We start from the raw sequence: 13,969 nt of genomic DNA, 5'->3' as shown, positions 1-13,969 counted from the left end.
GCTGCGCAGTGCCGTGTGGGGGGCCGCAATGGCGGTCCCGCCGGAGTCGGCCGCGCCGCCCGTGCCGGCCGGGGCTGCCTTCGCGGCGCTGGGCCTGGGTTTCCTGGACGGCCAGGACGTGCCCGTCTTCACCAGTGGACGCTGGACCAGGCTGAGCACCAGCCGCGGCCACGTGCTGGTGCGCAGCGGCGCCTCGCTTTAAGGGTTAAGGGGCCCTTCTTAAGGGTCTTAAGGGGCTCTTCGGGCTGCAGCGCTGCCTAATGCTTGCCCGGAACCCTGAACTCCGCGTGGAACCGCCGCGTGTCCAAACGCTCGGAATCCGAGAACAGGTAAAGTCCTTCGACCTCGGCAACCGTGCCGGGGAGAATGGACTCCACGATGTCGCACATCTGCGCGATGTTGGCAGCGGACGTGTTCTGGATCTTGGTCAGCAGCATGCCCGCCTTGACCCCTGCCTTGCTGGCACCGGAGCCGGGAGTGACGGCCTTGACATAGAGGCCGCCTTTGATTCCCTCATCCGCGAGCTGCGCGTCGAGCCCGGGACCCAGGGTAGGATGCAGGGCCTCGAAGTATCCGGGGTAGTACTCCTCCACCGCCCAACCCATGTCGTTCTGGGACTGGCCCTTAAGCAGTTTGTTGACGATCTCGGGCTTGGCCGTGTCGATCGAGATGGAGTAGAACTGGCCTTGGGCCGGCGCGTCCTGCGAGCCGAAGTTGGTCAGCGTGTTGATACCCACGACGCGGCCGTGGTGGTCAAGCAATGGGCCGCCTGAATTCCCAAAGTTGACCGTCGCCCCGTGCTGGATCGTGTCCTTGTACTCGGGGGCACCTCTTGGTCGTGCCGGCACTTTGGTCGCGTTGACGAGGCCCGAGGAGATGATCAGCTTCTGCTCCGACGGGTTGTTGGTCAGGGTTCCCGGGTAGCCAAGTACGGTGACCGTGTCCCCCGGTTTCACGTCACCCGAGTTGCCGATGATGAGGGCCTCGGCCTGGTCCGGCAGGGCGGTTGAGAAGTGAACCACCGCGAGGTCGGCGCACGGGTCGGACGCGATGACGTGAAGGGACGCCTTCTCGCCGGTGTTGAAACGGCCCGAGATCGCCGCCAAGCCTTGGACGACGTGGGCGTTGGTGAGCCCCATCGCGCCCTTCTTATCCACGAGGAAGCCCGTGCCGGATCCGATGAAGTCGTCGGGACGGCGGCCCTGGATCGAAAAGACCGACTTTTCACCCAGGGAGTACAGCTGTTGCGGGGTCAGCTCGGCCGGATGCTGGTCGCCCTGGGGCAGTTCGTCAGTCACCGTGAGACCACTGTCAGCGTGATGGGGAATCTCGGCGGACCCCGTGGACGGGCTGGTTCCCGACTTCCCGGTTTGGCTTTCGACGGGTGGGTTGCTCGACCCGCACCCCGTGACGAAGAGTGCCGTGACCGCGAACGCAGCAGCGTACCTGCGCCGCGATCGGCATTTCTTGGATGACTGCATTGTCGCCTCCTGGTGGGCGCTACTTAGCCGTGATTTTTCATCGATTTGTTGCCGTTTATTGGTGACCTGTTACCGCATATCTGACCGGATCCTTTATCCAGGCTTGGTGACGGTGCCGCAGGTGGGCAATCCGAGCGCGGACACGGTCCGGTGACGCGGGAATCGTCCGTTCTGTTTGCGGGGACCCGGCCGCGCGGAATTAGCGCAATGGTCAATTGATTCACCCTTGCCGATAGATTCACCTCGCCTCTTGAAAGCGGTTTGAAATCCCTGCCCGGACGCGGCCGGCCGTCAGGGAAAAGCAGTTCCGTGCAGGTGTATCAGGCGCTGTTGACTGCGACCGTTCCCATGGTGGTCCGGGCGGGAGGGAATTGCCGGGCGGAGATGCGGCCGGATCTGCCGATTGTTCGGCGCAGGATGTCCCCGGGGCGCACCGGCAGCCCGGGTGTTTGGCAGGCAGGCCGAGGACGGCAGCGGCCACCGGTGTGGCTGGCGCCCCCGGAGCTGGCATGGCCGCGCTGAGTGGTGCCTGGAGCGGACCGCAACCCGTTCCCGCCGGCGCAGCCGGACAGATGAGCAGACTGGACGGGGATCGCTGTGGAACATGTCGCAGTGCACAAGTTCCTATTCATTGCTGGACCTGATATTCAAGTTGCGGCAAGCCGGGGTGCGCGTTGCCCCCGGGAAACAGGCATGTTGCAATCAAAGGCCAAGTGGAGGTCACAAGACCTTTTCACTGTCGGGCGTTTCGCTATTTCCCGACGGGCCATTATCATACCGCAGATGCAATATCAATGGCAGGGGAAGCGGGGGAACCGATAAAACAATCGATGCCCTGCGTCAAACCAGGATTTTAAGGTTCCTGTATATTGGGGCCGGTTCCTATGTCGAAAGCTTTATCCAACCGGAAGCCTGGGGAAACAGGAGCCGGGAGCAGGCGACGGTTTTGCGGATTTCCGCACCCGGGCGTGGGGTTCTGCCGGAGGGGATGGCGGTCCGCCAGGAAACAGCTCACAATCCGTGCGGCCTCGGCCCATGATCCGGTTCGGGCCGAACCGTGGCGGGCTGCCCGCCCGGTTTGTTCAGCGCAGGGCGCCCCTCTGCCTGGACGAAGTGCGCGCCCGGGCAGAGGGGCGGGCGGCGAGGCCCCGAAGCGGTTCGATCCCTTGGCGGTCCGCCGCTCTGGTCCGGTCCGGACGTACGAAGGGGACGTCAGAGGCTGTTGACCATGGTGTGCGCGGCGCGCTCGAAGTAGTCCCAAAGCGTGTCCTCGTACAACGGGGGCAGCTGCAGCGACTTGACCGCGGCGTGCATGTGGGCCAGCCAGCGGTCCCGGGCGTCGAAGTCCACCGTGAACGGCGCGTGGCGCATCCGCAGCCGGGGGTGGCCGCGTTGTTCGCTGTAGGTTCCGGGGCCGCCCCAGTACTGCTCCAGGAACATGCGCATCCGTTCATTGGCCGGACCCAGGTCCTCCGGGTACATCGGACGCAGGACCTCGTCCCCGGCCACTCCTTCGTAGAAGGCGTCCACCAGCTTGACGAAGGTTTCATGCCCGCCGACGGCGTCATAGAAGCTCTCGGTGACGGCCGGATCGGTGAACGGGCCGGTGTTCGTCGGGCGCAGGGTCGCCAGCGGCTGGCCGAAGCGCGAGGGGACCGGCTCGGCGGGGCCGGGCGTTTCCGGAGTCTGGGAGGTCATGGTTATTCAGCTGCCTGTTCTGCGAGTGCGGGCTTGCCTTCCTCAACGCTCTCCTTGGGCTGGTAATTCCCCTGCGACCGGTTGCCAACTCGCAGGATCTCCCCGTTGCGCAGGTACCAGACCACCCCTTCCTCGTCCACGACGCGGGTAACGCGCAGGCCGACGGCTTCCACGCGCCCGACCACCTCGGAGGTGACGATGGTGTCGCCGATGCCGAACTGGTCCTCGATGGTAATGAAAATGCCGGAGAGGAAGTCCCGGACCAGCTGCTGCGCGCCGAAACCGATGGCTACACCGGCGATACCGACGCTGGTCAGCAGCGGGGCGATGGGCAGCTCGAAGGTATCCATGACCATGATGATGACCATGCCCGAGACGAAGATGCTCACCACGGACTTGAGGATGGAGCCGACGGTATCGGCCCGCTGGATGCGCCGGCTCTGCTCCTGGTTGCGCAGGATCGGCTGCGCCCAGCGGAAATGGGGCTTCTTGAAGATCGACGAGCCGCGCTTGATGCGTTCGGTGATCCGGCCGATCACGAAGTGCGCAATCGACCAGACCAGGATGCCCACGAAGATGATGACGCAGGCCTGGAAAATGTCGCCGCCGGGGGAGACCCGGTCGATCAGCGTCAGCGTCTGCTCGGTCACCTGCTGGGTGATGTGCCCCGTTACCTCTTGTGCTTGATCCGTTACTGATTGCGTCTGCTGCGTCACGACCTGCGGTGCTTTCTGTTGCGTTGGGAAGACTCCTCAAGGGTAGCGACCGGGGGCCGGCAGGAGGCCTGCCGGTTCAGGGCCGCCCCCGGACGGCGTTACCCGGTTGTTACCCTAAACCGCTGGCCGGCTCCGGACTTTATGCCCGCCGTATGATCTTGCTCACCTCGGCGTGGCGCGCCGGCGCGCCGTGCCGGTACGGCGCGCGGAAACGACGACGGCGCCGTGCCGGATGCCTCAGCCGGCGAGGATTTCGGGTTCGTGCAGCACCGGGAAGTTCACGCTGCGGGCGATGAAACAGACCTTGTTGGCGTCTTCATGGAGCCGCCGGGCCAGCTCGGTCCGGGCAGGATCGGCGATGGTGACCTTCGGATGCAGGATGACGGAGGTGAATTCCCCGCTGCCGTCCCGGTTCAAGCGCATGACACCCTCGGCGTCGTCGCTGTACGCGGTGACCACAAGGCCGTTGTTCACCGCGACATGCAGGTAGGAGAGCATGTGGCATTGGGTCAGGGCGGTCAGCAGCAGCTGTTCCGGATTCCACCGGTCGGCGTCGCCGTGGAAGGTCGGATCCGCGCTGCCCTCCAGTTCGGGCAGCCCGGCGGCCCGGACCACATGGTCGCGGCCGTAGCTGCGGTAGCTGGACGTGCCGTTCCCGCGGTTGCCGGTCCAGGTAATGCTGACTGCGTAGTGGTGCTGGGAGAGGTCCATAGCCACATTAAAGCCCACGCCATCAAAGCCACGCCGCAGCCGGCCCGGATCAGGCTTTCGGAGTGCAGGCGGTGATCTTGTACAGTGCCGCCGTGCCCTTCTTTGCCACGAGCTCGAAGCCTTGGGTGAAATCCACCCTGGTGAATCCGGGCCACTTCAGGCCCCTGTCGGTCTGCCGTGCACGGATGGGACCGTCGTCGTAGACATAGTTGGCTCCGAGCCGATGCAGGGCCTGGCACACCTGCGGGTCCGTCAGGATCTTCCGGAAGTTCCGGCGCAGGTAGGCCTCGTCCTCGTTTCCGGGCCGGTTGATCATCTGCGGGAAGACCACGCGGTGCCCGGTGAGCGCGTAGATGTAGGGCAGCCCGTTGAAGGGGTCTCCAATCACCACCGCGTCCCGGGGCAGCAGCGGCCCCAGGGACCGGATGAATTCCTGCTCGTCCCCCAGCAGGGCCCGGCCCCGGGAGACCGGTGTCACCAGATAGGGGGTGGTCGCGGCGGTCAGCCGGTCCTGGTAGCGGAACCCGCCGGAGGTGGCGAAGATGGCGGCAACAGCCAGCAGGCTCAGCGCAGCAGCGAGCAACTGCCGGCGCCGTCCGCGCGGCCGCAGCGCGAGGAACGGCAGGCGGCAGGCCCGGTCCAAGGCCAGCGCCGCGAAAACGCAACCGTAGGTCAGCACCAGGGGCGCGATGCGCGGCGGATCCTTGTACCAGAATCCGGCGAGCCAGCGGTAGGGATTTTCATCCCCCGCGGCCAGCACGAACAGTACCGTGCCTGCCGCCATGCCCCCGACGGCGGGGCGGGAGCGCGCATAGAACAGGCCAATGACGGCGCCGGCCAGCATCAGGGCGGCGATGGCGTAACTGTAGCTGGCCGGGCCAACCATGGGCGACGAGGGCTGGTTGGGCAGGTCGAAGTACAGCCACTTCAGCGCTCCGCCCACCCCGGTATAGCGGCGGCGCGGGTAGTCCAGCACCCCGATGAGCACGTTCAGCCGGGACAGGCCCAGGCCGGCGGCCGCCAGTGCGGCCAGGCACAGTATGGAGACAGCGGCGCCGCGCACCCTGCTCCGCCGCCACTGGTAGAGGAAGCCCAGGATCAGGAAACGCACGAGGTAGAAGCCGCCGAGGGCCAGCAGCGCAAAAAGCGCCGACGGATGGATCCAGATCGCACCGGCGGCGGCTAGCAGCAGCGCCGCAACCCGGGTCCAGGTACCCGGGCCGGGCGGGACCGCCCCGGGGCTGCGCCGCCAGGTCAGCCGGCTTTGGTAGAGCAGGTTGATGCCCAGCGCCAGCACCCCCGGGATGACCGCCGTCGCAAAACCGTTGGGCCACTGCCCGCTGCGCACCAGTTGGGCGAAGGGGAAGGCCAGCAGGGCGGAACCGAAGAGCGGGGCCAGGAACCAGGTCACCGGCATCCGCGGGAAGAGCGCCGTGGCCAGGTAGGCCAGTGAGGCCGGCCAGACGACGGCGCCGATCAGCAGGCAGGAAAGATTCGCCGCGGTGACGACGTCGCCCGGGACCAGGGACACCAGCTCGTGCCAGCCGGCTGGGTAGAAAGACGGCGAGGTGCCGCCGAAGATCGGCGAGATGCTCCACGGGCTGGACTGCCCGCTGTCCTGGATCCACCGCACGGCATTGGCATGGAAGGTCGGGTCCCAGCCCTGGTTCACCCGGTCCAGCGATCCCATGCCGCGGACCATGACGGTCCCAATGATCACCGCTGCCGCGGCCAGCGCGGCGCCCAACAGGACCTTCAGCGCCATGGGGGCGCAGGGCGCCGGGACCGAAGCCTGGTCCGGGGGTGCTGCCGGCTCCGGGTTCTTTGGCCGTACCGGCCGGCGGGCGGCCAGCGGGCCCAGCAGGAAACACAGGCCGACGCCGGCGAAGGCCGGCACTGCCGCGCTCGCCGGCCCCCAGCGCCAGCCCGTTGCGAGGCAGACGAGGCTGGCTCCGCCGGCAACCGCTGCCGAGGCCGCGGGGGCGAGCGCAAGGGCCTCAAAAACCTTCAACCGCAGACCGTACATTGCCAGGAACCCCGGGACGTAGAAGATCCCCAGCAGCACCAGCACCTGTCCTGCAACCGCTATCGAGTCCATTGGCTCACCTGATGACCAGTATTGGCCATCGGCTCCCGGTGCACCAGAGCCGCCGCCCCGGCGGCCGGGGCGGCGCCGCCGCAGGAACTGCCGGCGGGGTCACCCGTCGCCGGCGGAAACTCCCAGCCGCTGCATCAGCCAGGGCATTTGGGCGGGGAGGGCCGCGCTCCACAGATGCCAGCTGTGGCCGCCCGGGAACTTTTCGAGCCTGACGTCCATGCCGGCCTCCCTGGCCGCGGCAAAGACGCGGGCCAGCGCGGCCCCGTACTTGGCGTCCGAGGCGCCGACCACGAACTTCCCCGCGGTGTCCGGGAACTCCCGGGCAGCCAGCACATCGAGGGCGTTCTGCTTGCGGAAGCGGGCCTCCGAGCCGCCGAAGTACTGCTGGACCAGCTTCCTGCGGCCGCCGTGGACGGCGGGCTCGATTTCGCCGGACATGTCCAGGAACGTGGGATAGGCCTGCGGGTAGTTCGCGGCCAGTTGCATGGCGCAGGTCCCGCCCGAAGACAGGCCGCCGATCGCCCACTGCCTGCTGCCGGCGGTGCCGGCCCCCAGCGTCGTCCGCACCCAGGCCGGCACGTCCACGGCCAGGTAGGTGGCGGACTTGGCCACCTGCGAATCCAGGCACAGCGGCCAGGCGGCGGCACCGCCCATGGACAGATCCGGCATGATGACCACCGGTGCGAGGCCGTCATGCTCGGCGGCGTAATCGTCCATGGTCTGTGCCAGGTTCCCGGAGGAGATCCAGGATCCGGGTCCGCCCGGCCTGCCGTGGATCATCACCAGCACCGGCAGGTTGGTCCTGCGGGGGTCGGCCAGGTACGCCGGCGGCAGGTACACGTAGGCGTTATCGGCGCGATAGCCCGAGGCGGTGCCGGGGATGGCCACCCTGTAGACACTGCCGTGCCCGGGCAGGTCCGCCGGAGGGCTCCATCCGGCTTCCGTGGTGGCCGGCAGCGGCGCTCCGTTGCGCCGCCCGCCGGCGACGGCGGTGATCGGCCCGGCCGCCAGGTCCTGGTCTGCGAACATGCTGGCCACGGTGGGGTAGGCGCCATATTCGGTATTGGCCTGCGCTACGGCCCCGGTGGCGACAAGCAGGACCGCGAGTATGCTGGCCAGCCGCCGAACCACGCCCCGCGATGCGGTGAGGCGGGGGGCCAGCAGCAGGACGGCCGCCACGGTGGCGCCGGCCCAGACGTAGAGCACGCGGGGGAAGGACTCGTCCCACCAGCCGTAGGCGTGCTCGGCGGCGTACCAGAGCAGCGCCGCTCCGGCCGCCCCGCCCGCCACCGCCAGCGGGGCGGCCAGGCGCCAGAACCGTCGCCCGCCGGCCAGCAGCCACAGCATCCCGGCGGCGGCCAGGATGCTGATTGCCACCGGCAGCGGGCCGTCGACGAGGGAAAGATGCGACATTCGTGCTCCCTTTCACGCCGGTCAGGACCGGCCATTGCGCGATGGGACATCTCCCCGGGAAGGCAGGCCCGGGCGGCGCCGGGGTTTGTCCAGGACCTTGTGCAGCAGGACGACGGACTGCCGGACCGAGACGTCCGGCAGGTAGGCGCGGGCGACGGCGTTGCCGATCCGCGGCAGGGCGGCCGGGTCCGGGTAGAGCAGGAACAGGGGCTGGTAGCCGGGCTGGAACTTTTCCTTGAAGGCCATCAGGGACCGGAAACCGTAGACCGGCTCCAAGGCCGAGCCGAGCCAGTCGAGGAAGGTATCCAGCGCGGGAGGGCCGGGGACGTCCGGCCCTCCCGGGTCGCCGGAACGGGGCGGGCCGGCCGAACGTGCCAGCGGTGCGCCGGACAGGCTGACGAAGCCGTAGCCCTCGGCCGCCAGCAGCTTTGCGGCCGAGGCGATCAGGAACTCCATGGTGGGGCGGAACCCGCTGCCCGAGCGGCGCATGTAGTCCAGCGTCCAGCCGCTGACGCGCCCCTCGTGGTGGACAGGCAGCCAGGAGGCGACCCCGTGGACCCGGTCCTCGTCGTCGACGGCGGCGAGGACGCGCACCTGCGGGTCGGCCAGCTCGGCCAGGCCGCCCAAGGTGAACCCCATCTCCGGCAGGTCCTTATCCGCCACCCATTCTTCGTCGATGGCACGGATTTGTTCAGTGATGCTGCGCGGCGCCGACGCGTAGCTGTACCACTCGGCCCGGATGCCTTCCCGCTGGGCCCGGTTCAGGGCGGTGCGCACATCCTGGAACTTCTTTCCGGAGAAGGACAGGCCGTCCAGGTCCAGCACCGTCTCCTCGGCCACCTGCACGTGCCCCCAGCCGCGCCCGGCCGCCAGCCGGCGCAGGGGCTCGGTGACTGAATAGAAGCAGGGGGTCCAGCCGAAGTGCGTGCAGAAGGCCGTGAACCCGTCCACGACGTCGTCGTGCTCCTCCTCCGGGCCGACCGGGCCACCCACCGTCAGCGCCACCGCGGAATTGACGCGGTAGGCGACGAAGCTGCGCCCGCTGGGGGAAAACCAGTAGTCGTTGCCCGGCCAGGTGGTCATCCAGCCCAGGTTGCCGCCGCCGCTGGCCTGCAGGATGGACCGGGCGCGCTCCGCGTCCAGCTGGTTGTCCGGCAGTTTCGGGTGCCGGAATGAGCGCAGCAGCAGCACCGTCACGATCAGCCATAACACTGTCCCGGCGCCGTCGTACAGTATCCCGGAGAGGCCTCCGGACGGGATGAATGCGGGCACCTGGCCCAGCGCGTACCCCAGCGGCAGGAAGCGGTTTGGCAGGTCGGCCAGGATCTGGTCGGGGCCGGGCACCGGCGAGAACTGGCCGGCCAGGGCTGTCGCAGCGGCCATGTACGCGGCGGCGATGACCGCGGCGGCAGCGGCCACCTTCGCGGCCAGCCAGCGGTAGGTGGCCCGGGGTGCACGGACGTTGAACAGACGGCCGGCCAGCAGCAGGGCGGTGAAGAGCACCACCGGCACAACCAGCGGAACCACCTCGTCCACGGTTTGGCCAAAGTCCATGCTGGCCAGTCCCTGGGCAACCGTGGTTTCGTCATCCTTGGTGATGAGCGAGACGATCTCGGCTCCGGCCACGACGGACATGGCCGCGTAAACGGCAAGGGCGCCAAGCCAGGCGGCGCGGCGGCCCCGGCGCAGGCCGGCGGCGCAGAGCAGCAGCAGGTAGGAGGGAATCACCGCCATGAACATGGCCGCGGCGCCGGAGCGCAGCTGCGCCTGGGCCCTCAGGCAATCGGCGAGATCATCGCCGCTGGCGCAGAGCTCGCGCACTTCGGCCGGGTCCCTCGGTTCCAGACCGGTGAACACGTACTGCAGGTAGGAGAGCGGGCCGAGGGCTTGCGCATCCAGCCCGGCCAGCACCGGTCCCACGGCCGTGGCCACCACCACGACGGCAACCAGCACGCGCAGTTCGCGGACGGTGGCGGCGGCATGGAAACGGCGGCCGGCCGTCCCCGTCAGCCACGGGCCCAGCAGCAGCCCGGCCACCGCGGCCACCAGCCGGACGGAGTCCCCGAAATAGCCGGTGTAGAGCACCAGCACCACCAGCAGGGCCAGCAGGCCGGTGCGGATCCTGCGCCGCCAGAGCGCGCTCATCGAGGCCGAACCCGCGGCCAGCACCGAACACGCCAGTGCCGTCGGGCCCAGGTAGTCGCCGTCGGCCAGGGCTTCGGCCCAGCTGTCCTGCAGGCCTTGCACGGCGACCGCCAGCAGCAGGGTGGCCGCGGTGCCGCTTAGGTGGCCGGCCAGCGCCGCGACGCCGAAACGGAGGCTGCCCATGCGTTTTTCGAAGGCCAGGCCCACCGCCAGGACGAGGACGCTGCCGGAGAGGTAGGCTGCGAGATTGGGGGCCCACAGTGCCGACGAGAAGAGCGTCCACCAGTCGTCCGGAAACGAATCCACCGACACGGCGGCCGCATCACGGAACTGGTGGCGGGCAGCGGGGACCAGTCGGCTGTCGGCGATGCCTGCGGCCCACAACACGGCCAGATAGCCTAAGGTCAAGGGGGCGCCGGCGGCCCGGCGTATCAGCCGGGACCGCAGGCTGCGGGGTGCCTGCATCGCAGATCCCGGAGGTCCTGGGGCGTCCATGGTGGATTCATTATGCACGCCGGGTGCCCGGTGCGGCTCGGCTTGGCCACTTCCTGCCACAGGACCGTCATGGGGGCGCAAAGTAGCCGGAGACACTGCCCAGCCAGGCGAGCGAGCTGCCCATCTGCGGCCGCCAGATGTTCAGCCGGTGGCCGCCGAACTCGCTGATGTTGGTGACCAGCGAGGTCGGCGCGCTCACCTGGGGTTCGAACGCGGCCAGGGACCGCAGCGGCCTCCGGTCGTCGCCGCCGCTGAAGAACCAGATGGCGACGGCAGGTCTGTGCCGGGCAACCACCGTCCCCAGGTTGTAGCGGGGGTCCCTGACGGTATTCCACCGCTGGTGGGGGCTGTAGTCCGGCGCGAAGTATCCGGCGAAATTGATGGACGAGGCCCATTGGCGCGGGTGCAGCACGGAGAACATGGTGGCGCACCATCCGCCGGCGCTGTAGCCGGTGGTCGCCCAGGCCTGCGGGTTGTCCACGGTGCGCAGGTTTTTCCTGATCCAGTTCACCAGGTCCACGGCCACGTAGGACTCGTACTTGCCGTCGGAGCCATCCACGCATTCAGTGTCCAGGTTCGCCGGAAACATGTCGGGGACCACCACCAGGGGTTCCCGCAGCCGTCCCTGGCTGACCTGGTCCTGCACGGTTCGGTCATAGTGAAGAGTCTGGATGTAGGTGGCGGGGCTGCCGGGATAGCCGGAGAAGGCCGTGATCAGCGGATAAGCCCGCCGCGGGTGCTTCAGGTAGGAAGGCGGCAGCCATACCGCCACATCCTGGCTGATGCCCGTGGTGGGGCCCGTGAAGGTGAAGGAGACCCACTGGCCGGCCGCGGCCTTCGGCTTCACCTGGGAGCCGAAGTCGGGGTTCAAGGCCGGGTTGCTTTGCAACTGCGTGAAGCGGCCGCTGGTAGCCGGTGCCTCCCGGATAACCTTCTTGACGGGGGCACCGAGCACGGTGGTTTGGGCCGGGCCGGCAATGTCACCGTTGAGGAGGTCTGCCCAGGAGGAATACCACTGGTTGTCGGCGTTAAGCTTCAAGAACAGCGCAATGATTGAAAGCACGGTGACCATTACGATGGATGCGGCCTGCAGCAGATACTTGCCCGGCCCCGGACCGCGGTGACGCGGCAGCACGGCCACGGCCACCGTGACGGACGCGGCCAGGAACACCAAGGTCAGGGCCAGGAGCGGCCACTGGGTCAGCTCGTAGAAGGGCACCGCCGGAATCAACTCCTCGCGTTGACGTGGCGTCGGCCGTCACGGTCGGCAGGTGCGAATGCTAGCACGCACACCCGCAAGGCCGCTGGAAGCCGGGGCCGCGCGAAGCCGGCCGCGACGCGGGGACAGGAGCAGTGGGCCCGGGCGCTCACCTGGCTGTACGCCATGGCGATGCTCATCGCGGTGATCCTGTGGACTGCGCGGTTCGCCGGCCTGACCCCACGGCTGCCCGTCGTGGTCTTTGGGGCGCTTAACATCCCGCTGACTCCCTCGCTGGTATCGGTGGTGGTCCTGGGCCTGATGACCGGGGCATTGCTGCGCCGGCGGCGGGTGGCGCTGGCGTTCCTGGCCGCCTTCGCCGTCCTGGGCCTGCTGGCCTCGGCGGCGATCCTCGCCGGACTGTGGGGGCACCGCGCCGGCGGAGGGCCGTTCGGCGTCGAGCGGGCGGTGGGCACCGGCCTGGAGATTGCGGGTATCGCGGCCTCGCTGCTCACGCTGTGGCTGGTCTGGTGGGTGCGGCCGGCGTTTCCGGCCCGGACCCGCGCCGGAGCGGTCCGGTCCGCCGCCCTGAGTTTGGCCGCCGGGGTGGTGCTGTCCCTTGGGCTCACCCATATCCTGCTGCTGGCCACCACGGACACGGCCGTCGAGGACTGGGATGTGCTGGCCGTGGCCGTGCTGCGGGCGCTCGGCCTGCGGGACCCGGCACTGCAGTTCCACCGGCACGTCCCGTTTGGAATCCCGCTCACCACGTCCATTCTCCTGGCGGTGACGATTATCGCGGCAGTATTCGTGCTGCTGCGTTCCGGCCGGCGGCCCGGGGCGTGGACGGGGGAGCAGGAGGTGGCCCTGCGGGCCCTGCTCGCCGAGCATGGTCAGCATGATTCGCTCGGCTATTTCGCCACCCGGCGCGACAAGGAGGTTGTCTTTACACCGGACCGGCGGGCGGCCGTCGCCTACCGGGTGATCGGGTCGGTGTGCCTGGCCGCCGGGAATCCGGTGGGCGATCAGGCCGCCTGGACCGCGGCGGTGCAGGCCTGGAAGCAGCACGCCCGGCAATACGGCTGGACGCCTGGAGTAGTCGGGGCGTCCGAAGCAGGCGCCCGGGCCTTCGCCGCGGCAGGGCTGGGCATCCTGACGCTCGGGGACGAGGCCGTCCTGTACCCGGACCGGTTTTCGCTGGCCAACAGCTCCCTGGCCGAGGTCCGGCGGGCCGTCCGCCGTGCCCGGCGTGCGGACTTGGGCGTGCGGATCCGCCGGCATGGTGAAATCCCGCCCGAAGAACTGGCCACGCTGGGGGAACTGGCCGACCGGTGGCGCGGCGATGAGCCGGACCGCGGATTTTCCATGGCGCTCAACCGGTGGGGCGATCCGGCGGACGCCGGCTGTGTCGCCGTAACCGCGCACAATGCGGGCGGCGACGCTGTCGGCCTGCTTTCCTTCGTCCCGTGGGGCCGGCGCGGCCTCTCCCTGGATTTGATGCGCCGCGCCCCGGACGCACCCAACGGCACCATCGAACTGATGGTCGCCGCCCTGCTGGAACAGGGCACAAGCCTGGGGATCACCCAAGTGTCCCTGAACTTCGCGATGTTCCGCGGCCTCTTTGCCGACGCCGAGCGGCTCGGTGCCGGGCCGGCCACCCGCCTGAACTCCTCCGTGCTCGGCTTCTTCGAACGGTATTTCCAGCTCGAGCGGCTCTACCGCTCCAATGCCAAGTACCAGCCGGAATGGATCCCGCGCTATCTGTGCTTCGACGGACTGCTGACCCTGCCGCACGTCGCCGTCGCCGCCGGGCAGGCGGAAGGCTTTGTGCCCTTCCTGCTGCGCCGCCACGCTCCCCGCCGGCAATTGACGGTGGAGCAGCTGGAGCAGGTCCGGCAGATCGACGCCGCCCCGCCGCCTGAGCGCGGACGCGCACGGCGGCTGCCCAGGCAGACACGGGACCGGCTCCGGCATGCCCGGCTGCTGCTGGCGGCCGGGCTGGACCCGTACCCCG

9 protein-coding genes and 1 pseudogene are annotated in these 13,969 nt (G+C 68.8%); 2 read left to right on the top strand and 8 right to left on the bottom strand.

The features are described 5' to 3' along the window. Nucleotides 1–202 (top strand): annotated as a pseudogene (locus ACFQ36_RS14555) (hypothetical protein); the annotation flags it as partial. 55 nt (nucleotides 203–257) lie between these two features. Here ACFQ36_RS14555 and ACFQ36_RS14550 read toward each other — a convergent pair. From ACFQ36_RS14550 to ACFQ36_RS14515, 8 genes are all read right to left on the bottom strand, one after another. Then, nucleotides 258–1,298 carry a S1C family serine protease gene (locus tag ACFQ36_RS14550; protein WP_377014782.1) on the bottom strand — a complete coding sequence of 347 codons (1,041 nt, stop codon included), beginning with the start codon at nucleotides 1,296–1,298 and terminating at the stop codon, nucleotides 258–260. A 1,395-nt stretch (nucleotides 1,299–2,693) separates the two neighbouring features. Then, a complete protein-coding gene (locus tag ACFQ36_RS14545) occupies nucleotides 2,694–3,179 on the bottom strand; it encodes a globin (protein WP_377014780.1) in 486 nt (161 codons plus the stop codon). 2 nt (nucleotides 3,180–3,181) lie between these two features. Continuing rightward, on the bottom strand, nucleotides 3,182–3,808 hold the full coding sequence (locus tag ACFQ36_RS14540; RefSeq protein ID WP_377014784.1) for a mechanosensitive ion channel family protein: 627 nt from the start codon (nucleotides 3,806–3,808) through the stop codon (nucleotides 3,182–3,184). 324 nt (nucleotides 3,809–4,132) lie between these two features. Then, a complete protein-coding gene (locus ACFQ36_RS14535) occupies nucleotides 4,133–4,606 on the bottom strand; it encodes an OsmC family protein (RefSeq protein WP_377014779.1) in 474 nt (157 codons plus the stop codon). A 49-nt stretch (nucleotides 4,607–4,655) separates the two neighbouring features. Further along, on the bottom strand, nucleotides 4,656–6,704 hold the full coding sequence (locus tag ACFQ36_RS14530; RefSeq protein WP_377014777.1) for a DUF6541 family protein: 2,049 nt from the start codon (nucleotides 6,702–6,704) through the stop codon (nucleotides 4,656–4,658). A gap of 99 nt (nucleotides 6,705–6,803) precedes the next feature. Then, entirely contained in the window at nucleotides 6,804–8,117 is a 1,314-nt protein-coding gene (locus ACFQ36_RS14525; protein WP_377014775.1) for an alpha/beta hydrolase, read from the bottom strand. Between the two features lie 21 nt (nucleotides 8,118–8,138). Then, the gene (locus ACFQ36_RS14520; RefSeq protein ID WP_377014773.1) at nucleotides 8,139–10,649 is read right to left on the bottom strand and encodes a bifunctional lysylphosphatidylglycerol flippase/synthetase MprF; all 2,511 of its coding nucleotides are present in this window, start codon (nucleotides 10,647–10,649) and stop codon (nucleotides 8,139–8,141) included. 175 nt (nucleotides 10,650–10,824) lie between these two features. Then, complete coding sequence (locus ACFQ36_RS14515) at nucleotides 10,825–11,976, bottom strand: alpha/beta hydrolase (RefSeq protein ID WP_377014772.1); 1,152 nt, start codon at nucleotides 11,974–11,976, stop codon at nucleotides 10,825–10,827. 165 nt (nucleotides 11,977–12,141) lie between these two features. Between ACFQ36_RS14515 and ACFQ36_RS14510 the strand changes: the two genes are divergently transcribed. Next, nucleotides 12,142–13,969: phosphatidylglycerol lysyltransferase domain-containing protein (locus ACFQ36_RS14510; protein ID WP_377014771.1), on the top strand; the 1,828-nt coding region annotated here is incomplete at its 3' end.

The sequence above is a fragment of the Arthrobacter sp. GCM10027362 genome, assembly GCF_042679445.1.
Taxonomy (GTDB): domain Bacteria; phylum Actinomycetota; class Actinomycetes; order Actinomycetales; family Micrococcaceae; genus Crystallibacter.
This window is presented reverse-complemented; position numbering and strand designations above follow the sequence as displayed.

Coding starts and splice junctions, on each gene's coding strand:
- ACFQ36_RS14545 (WP_377014780.1), bottom strand. CDS start 3,179: ATGACCTCCCAGACTCCGGAAACGCCCGGCCCCGCCGAGCCGGTCCCC.
- ACFQ36_RS14535 (WP_377014779.1), bottom strand. CDS start 4,606: ATGGACCTCTCCCAGCACCACTACGCAGTCAGCATTACCTGGACCGGC.
- ACFQ36_RS14530 (WP_377014777.1), bottom strand. CDS start 6,704: ATGGACTCGATAGCGGTTGCAGGACAGGTGCTGGTGCTGCTGGGGATC.
- ACFQ36_RS14525 (WP_377014775.1), bottom strand. CDS start 8,117: ATGTCGCATCTTTCCCTCGTCGACGGCCCGCTGCCGGTGGCAATCAGC.